Source organism: Aureitalea sp. L0-47, assembly GCF_026126405.1.
In the GTDB taxonomy this organism is placed as follows: domain Bacteria; phylum Bacteroidota; class Bacteroidia; order Flavobacteriales; family Flavobacteriaceae; genus Pukyongia.
Window position 1 is genome coordinate 202,090 of sequence record NZ_JAFMTQ010000001.1, and the last position, 15,870, is coordinate 217,959.

Sequence of the window (15,870 nt, forward strand, 5' to 3'; positions counted from 1 at the left end):
GTAGAATCTGTCGGGTTTTTTTAATAGCCAAAGTCTTCCTTGATCCTATCCGCTTTATCCAGCATAAGATCCACGGTGATAAAGTCTACCTCCTCCTTGTCGAAGGCACCCTGAAAGGTACGCATGGCCTTTTTGGGTTCCCCTGTTTCCTCATAGAACCTGGCCATGTAATAGTCTCCCAGCACCGTATCCGGATATTGTCGTTGTGCCATAGAAGCGATCTCACGAAGTGATTCCCATTGTTTCTTCTTTTCGGCGGCAGTTGCGGTTGCTATGAAATCGTTGATACGAATCGGGTTGCTAAGACCAAAAAGGTCTTCGATGGTCATGTATTTATCCTGAAGGTAATGGTGGACAGGAGTTTCCAGTTTCATGATTACATCGGAGTACTCCTGTTTGCTGATGGGACGGTACACAGAAAAGATCTTTTCCATGGCAGAGGGAATGGCCCTAGCCACCAGGGAATAGTGCGTGGCTCCTTCAAAATTGTCGTAATAGAATTTAAAACGATCCGAGTCCAGTGGTTTGAGTGATTTATTCAAATTCTCGCTTATCGCCATGAGGTCCTGGATGTCGTCTGTTCCTGTGGCCAGGTAATAAAATATCTTCGATTCGATAGAGGGGATGCGCTCAGGCAGCCGTTCGTCCATCATAGGAGCCAGGTCCGGGCTAAGGCTGATATACCCATTGAACAATGGCGGATCCTTAAAGAGATAATAGTTGATAAAATTGGCAGTAAAATCGTGCCCTACTGCGATTACGAATTTCGCGGTTCTGTAGTTGTCATCGATATATGGAATAAGTTCAAGCCCTACGAATTCGAAAAAATCAGCACCCTGGTCCGCAGGCATGAAGTTAGTGTCGTCGTAATTACAGTCGTCGTATCGTCCATCTCCCTGCATTACGCCCACTACGATACATTCCGGCATATCTTCCCAATAAGCGAAATAATCTACATTTCCTGCTACAGGTTCGAAGAGGTAGTTTGCGTCCAGGACGATCACAATGGGGTAGGACTTCTCAACATTAGCTTCGTAATCCCTTGGGAGTTGAATTTTCAACCGTCGTGTGTCGTCCAGTTTATAAGAAGTAAATTCTTCATAAATAACTTTAGATTGGGCAAAGGCGTTAAAACTCAGGATTATGGTAAACGCCAGGGTCAGCAGTTGCTTCATAAGATAGGAAGTTTTGGTCCTGAAAGATAGTAAATTTTGAAAATGCCAGCCTAGTTAACTTCCTTCTTTCGATTATAGACGGGTAATAGGAACAAGGACAATAGCCCAAAGAAAACTATGGAAATAATATTCGATGTCCATACGATCACCCCAAAGGCAAGTCCGGCCGATTTCGCTATTCCAAAGATCAGCAGAATACCCATAATGGCTGCAGGATAGGTTCCAAATCCGCTATTGGTAAACGCAAAGGTGAAACTACCCACAACAAAGGTTATTATGATAATACCTGCGGAGAAGTTGGAAGTTTCATCCAGTGCTTTTGTGGCAACATAAAAGGATGCTACATATAATGCCCAAATGACAAAGCTTAGCAAAATGAAAAGTCCTTTTTTCTTCATCTTGACAATACTGAAAAGCCCTTCTTGAAGTCCGCCCAGAAAAACTTTAATCTTTTTAGCGAATGCGCCTTTTGATCGTTTTACAAAAACCAGGAAAACAGTGGTCAGTATTGCCAATGCAACTAAAGCAATGATCATTTTCTTTATTGGAATGGTTGCGTTTATATAATCGTATAAAGCATCGAATTGCATCAACAATGCGGTCAGTGTGAACAGCCCTAGAAAGAACAGGTCCACGACCCGTTCCGATATGATAGTGCCAAACCCTTTATCGAAAGGAATACCTTCGTATTTGGAATGAATCACTGCCCGGGAAACTTCACCGCTTTTAGGGATGAATAGGTTCATCAGATAGGCAACTGATACGGCCATGAAATTATTGGCCAGTTTGGGATGATATCCCATAGGCTCGAGCATCAGGTTCCAGCGATACGCCCTCATGAGATGACTGAGAACACTAAGCCCCACCGAAAATGCCACGATCCAGTAATCTGCTTCCTTGAAATGAGTATATGTTTGCTCGAGCTGTTCGGGTGTGAACAAGTTGTAAATATACCATAGCAGGAATCCTCCCAATGCCAGCGGGATGGCAACTTGCAGGAATCTGGAAAGGGATTTATTCAATTTATACTAGTAAGTTGTTCTCCTCATTTGGGAACACAAGTGCGGGCTTGAAGGCTTTAGCTTCCTCAACGCTCATGATGGCGTAAGTGATCAAGATCAGAACGTCGCCCGGGGCTACTTTCCTTGCAGCCGCTCCATTAAGTGTGATTTCTCCACTTCCGCGTTTACCGGGGATGGCGTAGGTTTCAAGTCGTTCACCATTGTTGTTGTTAACGATCTGAATTTTTTCTCCTTCCACAATATTAGCAGCGTCCATTAGATCTTCGTCTATTGTAATACTGCCGATGTAATTAAGATCGGCACCAGTAACCTTAACTCTGTGGATTTTGGATTTAACTACATGTATTTGCATGGCGCAAAGATACTAATTATGATTATGAAACAATAACAGGTGAAAACTGATTTCCAAAGCTCACCTCAGATTCCCGTTGCTCAGTACAATGCCACATTGTCTATCAGACGAATACTCCCGCTATGCACGGCTATAAAACCCCTGTAGCGATTATGCTTTCGTTTCCGTACTGCCGGAACCAGTGTTTTCTCGTTGGCGATCTCGAAATACTCCAGTTTCAGTAATTCGTGATGCAAAAACCGTTCCTCAACGAATTTTTTCAAATTACTGATGGATTCAGAAGAAAAACGAGTTCTCACTTCCATCAGGACTTTATATATGAACGCTGCTTCCTCAAATTCCTTCTTGCTTAGTCGCCTGTTCCTTGAACTCATGGCAAGGCCATTCGCTTCTCTTACAATCGGACAGCCGATAATTTCAACGGAGATATGGTGTTTTTCCACCAGTTTCTTTACGATTTGTAACTGCTGAAAGTCTTTCTCTCCAAAATATGCTCTATCCGGTTCCACAATATCGAATAGTAAGGTGAGGATGGTGCCTACACCGTCGAAATGCCCCTTCCTATGCGCCCCTTCCATCTGGTGTTCCAGTCCGTCGTAGGTAAACCGCCTCGCTTTAATGGATTCTCCGTAAATACTTTGGGCATCGGGGATATAGAGTATCACTTCACCTTCCAGTGATTCGAGTAGCTCCTGGTCCTGTTTATGTATTCTGGGGTATTTATCAAGATCCTGTTGATTATCGAATTGAGTGGGATTCACAAAGATGCTAACAACAACAAAGTCGTTTTCGCTTAACCCCATCTCCACCAGTGACATATGCCCCCGGTGCAGTGCTCCCATGGTCGGGACAAAACCTAACTGTTTCCCTTTTTTCTTTTCCCTTCTAACGAAAGATTGAAGAAGTTGCTTGTCTGTGTAAATGACCATAGAATATCTTTAGAGCCGGTAAAATTAAGATATTGGCCCCAATCTGCATAAAATTTCGTAATTTTGCGTGTTTTTAAGAGCAACGCCAATAAAGCGGCATTTTTTTTGATTTTAGCGTATAAAAGACGCCTGTTTCCAGGAAATCCCTGACGTAAACTAGGATTAATTAAAGGTGCCATAAACTATAGAATCAATGATGAAAGATAAAAGAGTCTTGTATGTTTCTTCCGAAGTAGTACCGTACTTGCCTGAGACCGAGATTTCTTCGATGTCGTTTGAAACACCTCGAATAGTGAATAACAACAGCGGGCAGATTCGCATCTTCATGCCGCGTTACGGGAACATCAATGAGCGGAGACATCAGCTGCACGAAGTTATTCGACTCTCCGGGATGAATCTTACGATCAACGACCTTGACATGCCCCTGATTATTAAAGTTGCCTCTATTCCGAAGGAGAGAATGCAGGTATATTTTATCGACAATGAAGAGTATTTTAAAAGAAAAGCTACCTATGCCGATGAAGACGGAAATCTCTTTGAGGACAATGATGAGCGAGCTATCTTTTTCGCAAAAGGGGTAATTGAGACGGTTAAAAAATTGAACTGGTCACCTGACATTATCCACGTTCACGGATGGTTGGCTTCTTTGCTTCCTCTGTACCTTCAGAAATATTACGAAAACGAACCTTTGTTCGAAAACAGTAAAATAGTTACTTCAGTATACAATCAAGGCTTCGAAGGAACGTTACATGAGAACGTTAAGGATAAGATTATGTTCGATGGTATCTCCGAGGAATGTATCAATGGATTGGATAATCCAACCTACGTAAATATGATGAAGGTCGCCATAGACAATTCCGATGCAATTATCATTGGTTCCGAAGTGATACCAGAGGAATTATCGACCTATCTTAATGATCTCAAAAAGCCGGTGTTAAAGTATCATAAAATTGAGGAGATCGAATCGGCATATATAGATTTTTACCAATCTAAGGTATTAGGATAACCGTAGCACAGCTTTATGAAGATTAAGTATACCCTGCCTAAAGCCCTGGCAATCTTAGCGCTAATTATCGCCTTTGCATCTTGCGAGGAAGATTTCAATACGATTGGAGTTTCTATAATTGGGAACGAGACCTTCCAATCGGAATTTACCGATAGCCTATCAGTTGTTTCGTACAGCCGCAAATTACTTCCGGTTCAGACCAACGGTTTGCCGGTATACCAAATGGGTGTTTACAACGATCCCATTTACGGAAAAAGAACGATAAACTTTCTATCACAACTTACCCTGAATAATACGGGCCCCAACTTTGAGATAGCACCAAGAGTTGATAGTGTAGTGTTGTATCTCCCTTATTTTTCTACTGAAATAACAGAAGGTGAAGAAGTGACCTATGAACTGGATTCTATCTACGGTGACGCTCCTATCAACATCAATATCTATGAATCGAATTATTTCCTTCGGGAATTCGATCCAAATACCGGATTCGAAGATCCGCAGAATTACTATTCGAATCAAACGTCCATATTTGAATCGAACCTTGGAGAACTCATTCACAGGATAGAGGATTTCAAACCAAGTGAAGACGCTATTGTTATAAACGATACAGTATCAATTAGACCTGGCCTAAGAACCAAACTTCCCAAAGAATTCTTCCAGGAGAAGATCCTGACAAAGAGCGGGTCGATTGAACTAATAAACAATAACAACTTCAGGGATTATTTCCGAGGATTGTACTTCCAGGTAGAATCGACTAACGATGAAGGAAACCTTTTCATGATGGACCTGGAGGAAGCGAGTTTAACGGTTCACTTTTCCTTTCAAACAGAAGGAACGGATGTGTTTGAAGCTCCCGGATCCGATACCATAGAGCGGTTTAACGGAGAAGTAGGAATGTCATTTAATGCTATCAGTGTTAATACCTACGAGGATGATCTTCCCGTTAATATTCGCCAGGATCTGTTCGAACAGAACCTTCAGGAAGGAGAAGAGCGTTTGTATGTTAGAGGTGGAGATGGGATTATATCTGTGATAGAGCTTTTCGGACCCGACCTGGATGACGATGGTGTTGCAGATGAACTGGAAGATCTTAGAAACGAAGGATGGATCATCAATGAAGCCAACCTCATTTTTTATGTGGATAAGAACCAGGTTACCGGGGGAGACCAGGAACCGGAACGCCTCATTATATACGACACAAAGAACAGTACTGTCCTGGCAGATTACGGACTGGATATCACTTCCAACCTTGATCCAGTGGATGCGGTGAACGTTCACCTTGGAAGACTTCAAAGAGGTTCCGACGATAATGGTGAGTTCTACAAGATCAGGATCACTAACCACGTGAGTAATGTTATCAACCGCGATTCGACCAATGTACCGTTAGGGTTAATTGTTTCCCAGAACGTGCTTGAGACAGGATTTCAGGATATTGAAAATATCCAGGCTCCGGGAATAGAAGAGTTGCCGGCAAGTTCGATTGTTTCTCCTGAAGGAACGATTCTGCATGGTAACAGATCAGCTAACTCCGACAGAAGACTGAAGCTCCAATTATTTTACACGGACCCTGAATAGAAATTTTATATGTGTGGTATAGTAGGTTACATTGGTAAAAGAGAAGCGTATCCAATCATTATTAATGGACTGAAACGACTCGAATATCGCGGTTATGACAGTGCCGGAATCGCTTTGTACGATGGGACCGAAATTCAACTTTCAAAAACCAAGGGTAAAGTTTCAGACCTCGAAGAGCGTATATCCAAAGAGATTACCACCCATGGTAGTTTAGGTATAGGTCATACTAGATGGGCAACTCACGGTGTGCCAAACGATATCAATTCACATCCACACTATTCAAATAGTGGAGACCTGGTGATCATCCACAATGGAATTATCGAAAACTACGCATCCATCAAACAGGAGCTTATAAATCGTGGATACTCTTTCGAGTCCGATACCGATACTGAGGTCCTGGTCAACCTGATCGAAGAGATCAAGAAGAAAGAGAATGTAAAACTTGGAAAGGCTGTTCAAATAGCTTTGAACCAGGTCGTAGGAGCTTATGCGATCGCTTTGTTCGACAAGAACAAACCAGATGAGATAGTGGTTGCCAAATTAGGTAGTCCTCTGGCTATCGGGATTGGTGATGATGAGTTTTTTGTGGCTAGTGATGCCTCACCATTTATCGAATTCACCAATAATGCCATATATCTTGAAGACGAGGAAATGGCCATAATTCGACTTGGAAGGGAAGTGCGGGTTCGAAAGATCAAGGACGATAAGTTGGTGGATCCTTATATCCAGGAATTACAATTGAACCTGGAACAGATCGAAAAGGGAGGATATGAGCATTTCATGCTTAAGGAGATCTATGAACAACCTACCGTAATAAAAGATACTTACAGGGGGAGATTACTTGCTAACAAAGGCATAGTTAAGCTAGGCGGACTTGAAGATCATATAGGTAAATTCAAAAATGCCAACAGGATCATTATTGTTGCCTGTGGTACTTCATGGCATGCCGGACTGGTGGCGGAATACATATTCGAAGACATGTGCCGAATCCCGGTTGAGGTGGAATACGCTTCCGAATTCAGATACAGAAACCCGGTGATCAGTGAGAAGGATGTGGTAATTGCTATTTCACAGAGCGGTGAAACCGCGGATACCCTGGCCGCCGTCAAACTTGCAAAGAAACGTGGTGCCTTTGTGTACGGCATCTGTAATGTTGTTGGATCTACGATTTCCAGGGAGACAGACAGTGGTACTTATACCCATGCGGGCCCGGAGATCGGAGTGGCCAGCACCAAAGCCTTCACGACACAGATCACGGTTTTGACAATGATCGCGTTGCGCATCGCCAAAGAGAAAGGAACCATATCCGAACGACACTTTATGTTGCATCTTCGGGAACTTGAAATGATCCCGGATCACGTTGCTGAGGCACTGAATAGCGATGAGAAGATTAAAGAGATAGCAGAGGTATTTATGGATGCTTCCAACTTCTTGTACCTCGGAAGGGGATACAATTTCCCGGTTGCACTGGAAGGAGCCTTAAAACTAAAAGAGATATCCTATATCCACGCTGAAGGTTATCCGGCTGCAGAAATGAAACACGGCCCTATCGCTCTTATCGACGAACAAATGCCTGTAGTTGTTATCGCCGTGAACAGTAATCACTACGAAAAAGTGGTGAGCAATATCGAAGAGATCAAAGCAAGGCAAGGTAAGATCATCGCTGTTGTTACGGAAGGTGATACCACGGTTAGAAACCTGGCCGACTTCATCATGGAAGTTCCTAAGACTCCCGAAACTCTGAGCCCACTGGTTACTACTATACCGCTTCAGTTACTTGCATATCACATAGCTGTGATGTTAGGTAAGAACGTGGATCAGCCGAGAAACCTGGCGAAGTCGGTAACAGTAGAATAATCCTTTCTTTTTTTCTAATCTGTATCCTCAGTTTAGATTCTTACCACGTCTAATTAACGGGACAATCTTTAATGGTTTGTTGTAGTAACAGGTAAATGGTTCAATTTCTCTATTGAATCAATGAATTTTAATACTTTTAAATCATGAAGGTCTTCAATCTTATTTCGGGCCCCAGGAATATTTCAACTGCCTTAATGTATGCATTTGCGCAACGCAGTGATTTTCATGTGCTGGACGAACCCTTCTATGGGTATTACCTGTCCAATGCTAAGTTGTCCATTGAGCATCCTTCTCATTCCGATATCGTGAATTCAATGGAGTGCGAAGAATTGGAAATCGTGAGGCAAATCGATGAGCTTGCCAATCAAAACCATGTATTTTTAAAAGGGATGGCTCATCATTTATTGAATGAGAATCCGGATTACCTTCTGAATTGGAAGAATTTTATTCTCATCAGGCATCCGAAAAAGCTTATAGGTTCGTTCGCAAAGGTTATTCCCAATCCCACCCTGGCCGATATTGGCATCAAAAAAGCAGCTCAGTTGTTTTCATTTCTTAAGAGCAAAGGCAGACCACCCATGGTAATAGATAGTGATGAACTCATGATAGATCCCGAACGTTACCTTCGGAAATTGTGCAATATGCTGGATGTACCATTCGAAAGAGGCATGCTGTCCTGGAAGGAAGGTGGAATTCCCGAAGATGGCCTATGGGCAAAACACTGGTATGCCAATGTGCATAAGACAACCGGATTCTCAAGACAACAGAGCAAACCAGTAACGGTTCCACCGCATCTGGGTCCGTTACTGGCAGAGGCAATGCCTTTTTACGAGAGTTTTCAATCACACATTATTCAAAACAACTAAAGAATGTTACAAAAGTTTGATCCACGAAATAAAGACATCAAAGTGTTTATTAAAGATAAACTGTATCCCCGATCAGAAGCAAAAGTCTCTGTATTCGATAGTGTAGTTCAGGGAGGAGATGCCGTTTGGGAAGGATTGAGAGTGTATCCCGAAGGAATCGTTTGCCTGGACAAACACCTGACCCGTTTGCACGAATCGGCCAAAACATTGGCTTTTAATGACATTCCTTCAAAAGAATTCATCAAAGATGCGATAAGGCAGACACTCGATGCGAATGAAATGAATGACAATACCCACATTCGACTCACTTTAACTCGCGGAGAAAAGATCACGAGTGGAATGGATCCCAGGCTTAACCAAAGCGGAAGTTGTCTTATCGTACTGGCCGAATGGAAACCATTGGTTTATGATAACACAGGCGGGATCAAAGTGATAAGTAGCAGTCAGAGGAGAAACAGCCCTCAGTTCCTGGACAGCAAGATCCACCACAACAATTTACTCAATAATATCCTCGCAAAGATACAGGCGAATGTGGCCGGTAAGGACGCTGGACTCATGCTGGATGAAAGGGGTTTTGTAGCCGAATTGAACGGTAGCAATGTGTTTATGGTGAAAGGCAACTCAATCTATACCCCTCACGCCAATGCCTGCCTACCCGGAATAACAAGGGGAACTGTTATAGCACTTTGTAGCGAAGTGGGGATTGATATTCAGGAGGCAGATCTCTCTCTTTCCGAATTCATAAATGCGGATGCCGTGTTTGCAACCGGCACTATGGGAGAACTCACGCCGGTGGTTGAGATAGATGGAAGGACAATTTCATCAGTGAACTCGCTAATGCATAAAGTGATAGCTGTTTTTAACGATAATATTAGAAGATTATGTGAGAAAGTTGAGTGATCCTTAAGTTCATGGATTTGAATATCTTATGCATGAATAGCAGTTTCACATATTCTTATTTATCATTGATTAAATTCTCAAAACCTCAAAAAATCCCCATCTTTACTCAGAACATGCTAAATTTATCTATATATTTAGCCGAATTTACTAATTAACAATTTATTAATATGAAGGCAATCATAGCTTTGTTTTGTTTGTGTTTGAGCACTATGGCTTTAGCGCAAACCGATATAAGTGGTAAGGTAGTGGATGAATCTGCCGAACCTGTTTTAGGAGCTAATGTTATCGTTACAGGAACCGGAACAGGAACAGCAACCGATTTTGATGGGAACTTTACCCTTAGGGTGGATCAAGCACCACCTTTCTCAGTGCAAATCTCCAGCATTGGATTTGTAACTCAAACTGTTGAAGTGACAACAAATAATCAGGTAATAAACATTACCCTTGCGGAAGGTTCTGAATTAGATGAGGTAATTATTTCCGCTTCCAGAACTCCGGAACGAATTTTTGAGTCTCCGGTAACTGTAGAAAGATTCGATATTCAGGACATAAAATACGCGCCGAATGCAGACTTCTACGATGGGCTTGAGAACCTGAAAGGAGTTGATATCAACACAAACAGTTTAACATTTAAGTCCATTAACACCCGCGGTTTCGCCACATTTGCCAACGAACGTTTCGTACAGTTGGTTGACGGGATGGACAATAGTTCACCCGCCTTGAACTTTGTTCTTGGTAACCTGCTTGGAATGACCGAGTTGGATGTGAATAGCATTGAACTGCTGCCCGGAGCGTCTTCAGCATTATATGGTGCAAACGCTTTCAACGGTATTCTTTTCATGACGAGTAAGAACCCGTTCGATCACCAGGGGATTAGCGCCTACTACAAGAGAGGTATTACCTCCCAGGAGGCAGCCGGAGAGAATGATTTCTACGATATGGGTTTCAGAGCTGCGCATGCCTTCAGTGATAAATTCGCGGCAAAGGTCAACCTCTCTATTTTGAATGGGACCGACTGGTTTGCTGTAAACGACATGGATGTTTTAAACCCCGGAGGAACTCGCGATGATATTAACTACGACGGGTTGAATGTCTACGGAGATGAGGTTAGTACAAACATTCGCGGCGTGGGAGTCGCGCTGGCAAATCAAGGATTGATTCCTGCTGGAGCTGAGAATCTTCTTCCGAATGAGGACGTAAGTAGAACAGGATATGACGAAAGAGACCTTACTAACTACAATGCCGAAAGCGTAAAATTCGATGCTGCTCTGCATTTTCGCCCTTGGGCAGATGACTTTGAAGTTATATACGTAGGGAAAGTAGGTGTAGGTAGTACAATTTACCAGGGTGCCAACCGGTATAACATTAGAAACTTCTTTCTTCAGCAGCACAAACTGGAAGTAAAGAATGACAACTTCTTTGTTAGAGGTTATGTTACCGATGAAGACGCAGGAGACTCTTACGATATGCGTTTTACAGGCATTAACATTAACAATTCTTGGAAAGATAATAATACTTGGTTCGGTGAGTATGCAGGAGCATATATCCAGGCTGCATTGGGCGGAGCTACTTCTGAACAAGCACATGTGATCGGAAGACAAACGGCAGATACGGGTAGACTGATTCCGGGAACCCCAGAATTCCAGGCCGCTTTCGATAAGGTGACTAATGATTCTGATCTTATATCAGGGTCAAAGTTTAGGGATGAATCTCAATTATATCACGCAGATGCCAATTACAATTTCAGTCATATGCTGAATGGTGTAGCCGATGTTCAAGTTGGGGGATCTTATCGCCAATACCGACTTAATTCTTCGGGTACCATTTACACCGATTTCGATGGTCCTATCAGTTATTCAGAGGTAGGTGCTTATACTCAGATTCAGAAGAAATTAGTAGACGACCGTTTGAAATTAACGGGTTCTATTCGTTATGATAAATCCGAATTATTCGATGGTCAGTTCACACCAAGATTATCGGTTGGGTTTACTGCAGGCGAAAAGAGAAATCACAACTTCCGCGTATCCTGGCAGACTGCTTTCCGTAACCCAACTACTCAGGATTTGTTTATCGGACTTAATGTAGGGCGAGCTATTTTAGTTGGTTCTGCAGAAGAAAATCTCGACAGAGATATCCGAACTTTCCCGCTTAGTGGTGGTGGCCAGAACGTAACAGGAGCTACTACTTCTACAATCACAGCCAGGGATGCATACACCAACTCCTTTACAGTTAGTTCTGTTTTGGCAGGTGCACCTGAACGAGCTAACATCAACCTGGTTGAGCCGGAAGAGGCAGACGTATACGAAGTAGGATACCGTGGTAAGATATTTGACTTCATTATTGATGCCAGTGCATATTACAGTCAGTATACCAATTTCATTTCGAATGAGAACGTGATCGTACCACTCTACGGAACAGTAGGAGATAATTCTTTATCGCTACTGGCGCTTCAAAATGGAGATACCGAGGTATATCAAACATATACGAATTCGGATGTCGATATTAAATCATATGGTGCTTCTGTTTCAGTTAGCACGCGTATCGCAAAGAAGGTTAGCGTGAATGCAAATTATACCTTTGCAGACCAGGATTACGATCGGGACGCGAACCCTGATTTCAGGACGAATTTCAACACACCTATGCACAAGGCAAAAGCTGGTTTCCGTGTGACGGACCTCTTCGAGGATTTCGGATTTGGAGCAAATTATCGCTGGAGTGACGAATACTTCTGGCAGGCCGGATTTGGTGATGGTATCGTTCCATCCTTCTCGGTGTTGGATGCCCAGATAAATTATAAGATTCCGAAGTGGAAGACCATGATCAAGGTAGGAGCAAGTAACGTATTGAACGAGGAATACTTCACTGCCTTCGGTACAGGAAACATTGGAGCACAATACTATGCTTCCCTAATCATTAACAACCTTTAAAATTTGCGGTATGAAAAGTATATTTAAGAACAAATATTTTCTGGCGATAGCTGCAGGGGCTTTCCTCTTCGCCAGTTGTGAGAATGATGACATTCCGGTTGTTGAAGAAGTTCCGGATATTCCACTTCAGGCAGGTTCTGCTAACGTAGCTAATTATGTGGCCATTGGGAATTCCCTAACCGCAGGACTTACTGACGGGGCATTGTTTATACTTGCTCAGGAAAATTCATTTCCAAATCTATTAGCTCAGAAATTTTCCATGATTGGCGGTGGTGATTTTACGCAGCCATTGACAAATGATAATGTTGGTGGGCTATTGTTAGGAGGTGTACAGATTCAGAACCCACGCCTGTATTTCGATGGTTCAGGGCCAGCAGTAATAAATCAAACACCAACAACAGAAGTTTCGAATATCCAACCCGGACCTTATAACAACATGGGTGTCCCGGGAGCCAAGAGTTACCATTTACTGGCTAACGGTTATGGAAATATAGGAGGAGTTGCAGCAGGATTAGCTAATCCGTATTATGCTCGAATGGCTTCCAGTCCAAATGCTTCGATGCTGGAGGATGCGGTGGCGCAAAATCCTACATTCTATTCATTATGGATAGGAAGTAATGATGTATTGTCATTTGCTACTTCTGGTGGAGCTGGAGTTAATCAAACCGGAAACCCGGATCCTACAACCTACGGGTCTACCGATATTACGGATCCGACAGCTTTTGCGGGGATTTATAACACTATTCTTGCTGCCTTAGCAGGTAATGGTTCGCAGGGTGTTGTCGCAAACATTCCTTATGTATTCACAATTCCCTTTTTCACAACGGTCCCATATAACCCGGTACCTATAGATGCTGCAACAGCCGCCCTGGTAAATGCCGGATATGCGCCATATAATGGTGGATTACAGCAGGCTTTGGCAGCTGGGTTAATAACCCCCGAAGAAGCCGCAGCCAGAACTGTAACTTTTGTTGAAGGTCAGAATGCGGTGGTAATCGAAGATGAATATCTAACCGATCTATCTGCTTTAGGATTGCCTTCTTATCGACAAGCTACACAGTCTGATTTACCAACTCTGCTAAGTGCTTCCTTTATCGGAACGCTGGTTAACAACGATCCTACATTGATCAATGGAGTTACCGTTCCGTTGACCGATCAATGGATTTTAACAGTGGACGAGGTTGAAGAAGTAACTGTGGCAACAGATGCGTATAACGCGATTATCGCTCAGGCCGCAAGTGATAACGGTGCCATTTTGATTGATGCTAATGGGTTTTTACAGCAAATATTCGATACAGGCGTCCCATTCGATGAGTTCAATTTGAATGGCAGCTTGGTGTTTGGAGGCACATTCTCTTTAGACGGAGTTCATCCAACGGCGCGAGGAAATGCATATATTGCCAATCAGATATTATTGGCAATGGACGAGGTTCTGGGAACAAATTTCCAGGAGGCCGGCGAATTACTTAAGGCAGCGGATTTCACAACTTTGTATCCTGAAGTATTACCCTAAGTAATTGTAAACAGAAATAATAAAGAACCCTTTCGAACTATATTCGAAAGGGTTCTTTAATTAGGGGCATGCAACATTTGTTATCAGGCAATTTCGGCAAAGAAGACATTTATATTGAGAGTTGAATCTTAAAAAATTAGCAGAATGGATTGCGTATTTCACACAGAAAAAACTATCTTTGCACCGTTAAAAAACAGGGTGTTAGGAACACTACTTGATAATTAAAAATAAATCCTTAGATAATGTCACAAATTACAGGAAAAGTTGCCCAGATCATCGGCCCCGTTGTAGACGTAGAGTTTGCCAGTGGGGATGAGCTTCCGAGAATTTACGATTCACTTGAAGTTGATAACCAAGGAAATACCTTGGTACTTGAAGTACAGTCGCACATTGGTGAAAATACCGTACGTACTATTTCGATGGACTCAACGGATGGTTTGAGCCGTGGAGTGAATGCTGTATCAACAGGTGTACCTATCCAAATGCCAATTGGTGAGGATATTTACGGACGTCTGTTCAATGTAATTGGTGACGCGATCGATGGAATTGGAAATCTGCCTAAAACAGGTGAAAACGGATTGCCTATTCACAGGGAAGCTCCAAAATTTGAAGATCTTTCAACTTCTACCGAAGTTCTTTTCACAGGGATCAAGGTAATCGACCTTATCGAGCCTTACGCAAAAGGTGGTAAGATTGGATTGTTCGGTGGAGCCGGGGTAGGTAAAACTGTACTGATCCAGGAATTGATCAACAACATTGCAAAAGGACACGGTGGTCTTTCAGTATTTGCAGGAGTAGGAGAAAGAACTCGTGAGGGGAATGACCTGCTTAGAGAGATGCTTGAATCCGGAATTATCAAGTATGGGGACGATTTCCTTCACTCTATGGAAGAAGGAGGATGGGACCTAAGTAAAGTAGATAAGGCAGCCATGAAGGAAAGTAAAGCGACCTTTGTGTTCGGGCAGATGAACGAGCCACCGGGAGCACGTGCACGAGTTGCACTTTCCGGACTTACCGTTGCTGAATACTTCCGTGACGGAGCCGGAGACGGACAAGGGAAAGACGTACTTTTCTTCGTAGATAACATTTTCCGATTTACACAAGCTGGTTCTGAGGTGTCTGCACTTCTAGGACGTATGCCTTCTGCGGTAGGATATCAGCCTACTCTGGCAACAGAGATGGGTGCCATGCAGGAGCGAATTACTTCTACCAAGAAAGGATCTATTACTTCGGTACAGGCGGTATACGTTCCTGCGGATGACTTGACAGACCCTGCACCGGCGACTACCTTCGCCCACCTTGACGCAACAACGGTATTGTCTCGTAAAATTGCCGAGCTAGGTATTTATCCTGCGGTGGATCCACTGGATTCTACCTCTCGAATTCTTACTCCGGACATTCTTGGTGATGAGCACTACGATTGTGCGCAACGAGTAAAAGAGTTGCTTCAACGATATAAAGAACTACAGGATATCATCGCCATCCTTGGTATGGAAGAACTTTCTGAAGAGGATAAACTTGCCGTAGGACGTGCACGTCGTGTGCAGCGTTTCCTTTCACAACCATTCCACGTGGCGGAGCAATTTACAGGTATCCCAGGGGTTCTTGTAGATATTAAAGAAACAATCAAAGGATTTAATATGATCATGGACGGTGAGCTCGATCACCTGCCTGAAGCTGCCTTCAACCTTAAGGGTACAATCGAAGAAGCTATCGAGGCTGGTGAGAAGATGTTAGCCGAAGCTTAATTG

General features: G+C 43.0%; 12 protein-coding genes. 8 read left to right on the forward strand and 4 right to left on the reverse strand.

The genetic code is table 11. The annotated features are described in order from the left end of the window. Positions 1 to 20: 20 nt before the first annotated feature. From J1N09_RS00835 to panC, 4 genes are all read right to left on the reverse strand, one after another. Positions 21 to 1,175, reverse strand: a complete 1,155-nt coding sequence (locus J1N09_RS00835; RefSeq protein WP_265197483.1) for an alpha/beta hydrolase — start codon at positions 1,173 to 1,175, stop codon at positions 21 to 23. Between the two features lie 50 nt (positions 1,176 to 1,225). Beyond that, entirely contained in the window at positions 1,226 to 2,197 is a 972-nt protein-coding gene (locus J1N09_RS00840) for a lysylphosphatidylglycerol synthase transmembrane domain-containing protein (RefSeq protein WP_265197484.1), read from the reverse strand. Position 2,198: 1 nt separating this feature from the next. Beyond that, positions 2,199 to 2,549: an aspartate 1-decarboxylase gene (gene panD / locus J1N09_RS00845; RefSeq protein ID WP_265197485.1), complete on the reverse strand. Its 351-nt coding sequence runs from the start codon at positions 2,547 to 2,549 to the stop codon at positions 2,199 to 2,201. An 80-nt stretch (positions 2,550 to 2,629) separates the two neighbouring features. Beyond that, positions 2,630 to 3,478 (reverse strand): pantoate--beta-alanine ligase, encoded by an 849-nt coding sequence (gene panC / locus J1N09_RS00850; protein WP_265197487.1) that lies wholly within the window; start codon positions 3,476 to 3,478, stop codon positions 2,630 to 2,632. A gap of 196 nt (positions 3,479 to 3,674) precedes the next feature. Here panC and J1N09_RS00855 point away from each other — a divergent pair, with 196 nt between their 5' ends. The 8 genes from J1N09_RS00855 to atpD all read left to right on the forward strand — a co-directional run bounded on the left by J1N09_RS00855 (position 3,675) and on the right by atpD (position 15,867). Continuing rightward, positions 3,675 to 4,484, forward strand: a complete 810-nt coding sequence (locus J1N09_RS00855) for a glycogen/starch synthase (protein WP_265198104.1) — start codon at positions 3,675 to 3,677, stop codon at positions 4,482 to 4,484. Between the two features lie 15 nt (positions 4,485 to 4,499). Beyond that, positions 4,500 to 6,056: a DUF4270 domain-containing protein gene (locus J1N09_RS00860; protein ID WP_265197488.1), complete on the forward strand. Its 1,557-nt coding sequence runs from the start codon at positions 4,500 to 4,502 to the stop codon at positions 6,054 to 6,056. Positions 6,057 to 6,065: 9 nt separating this feature from the next. Next, positions 6,066 to 7,913: a glutamine--fructose-6-phosphate transaminase (isomerizing) gene (gene glmS / locus J1N09_RS00865; RefSeq protein WP_265197489.1), complete on the forward strand. Its 1,848-nt coding sequence runs from the start codon at positions 6,066 to 6,068 to the stop codon at positions 7,911 to 7,913. Positions 7,914 to 8,056: 143 nt separating this feature from the next. Further along, complete coding sequence (locus J1N09_RS00870) at positions 8,057 to 8,779, forward strand: sulfotransferase family protein (RefSeq protein WP_265197490.1); 723 nt, start codon at positions 8,057 to 8,059, stop codon at positions 8,777 to 8,779. 3 nt (positions 8,780 to 8,782) lie between these two features. Beyond that, a complete protein-coding gene (locus tag J1N09_RS00875) occupies positions 8,783 to 9,679 on the forward strand; it encodes an aminotransferase class IV (protein WP_265197491.1) in 897 nt (298 codons plus the stop codon). A 167-nt stretch (positions 9,680 to 9,846) separates the two neighbouring features. Then, a complete protein-coding gene (locus tag J1N09_RS00880) occupies positions 9,847 to 12,606 on the forward strand; it encodes a TonB-dependent receptor (RefSeq protein ID WP_265197492.1) in 2,760 nt (919 codons plus the stop codon). Positions 12,607 to 12,616: 10 nt separating this feature from the next. Then, the gene (locus J1N09_RS00885) at positions 12,617 to 14,119 is read left to right on the forward strand and encodes an SGNH/GDSL hydrolase family protein (RefSeq protein WP_265197493.1); all 1,503 of its coding nucleotides are present in this window, start codon (positions 12,617 to 12,619) and stop codon (positions 14,117 to 14,119) included. A gap of 242 nt (positions 14,120 to 14,361) precedes the next feature. After that, entirely contained in the window at positions 14,362 to 15,867 is a 1,506-nt protein-coding gene (gene atpD / locus J1N09_RS00890) for a F0F1 ATP synthase subunit beta (protein ID WP_265197494.1), read from the forward strand. The last annotated feature ends 3 nt before the right edge of the window (positions 15,868 to 15,870 follow it).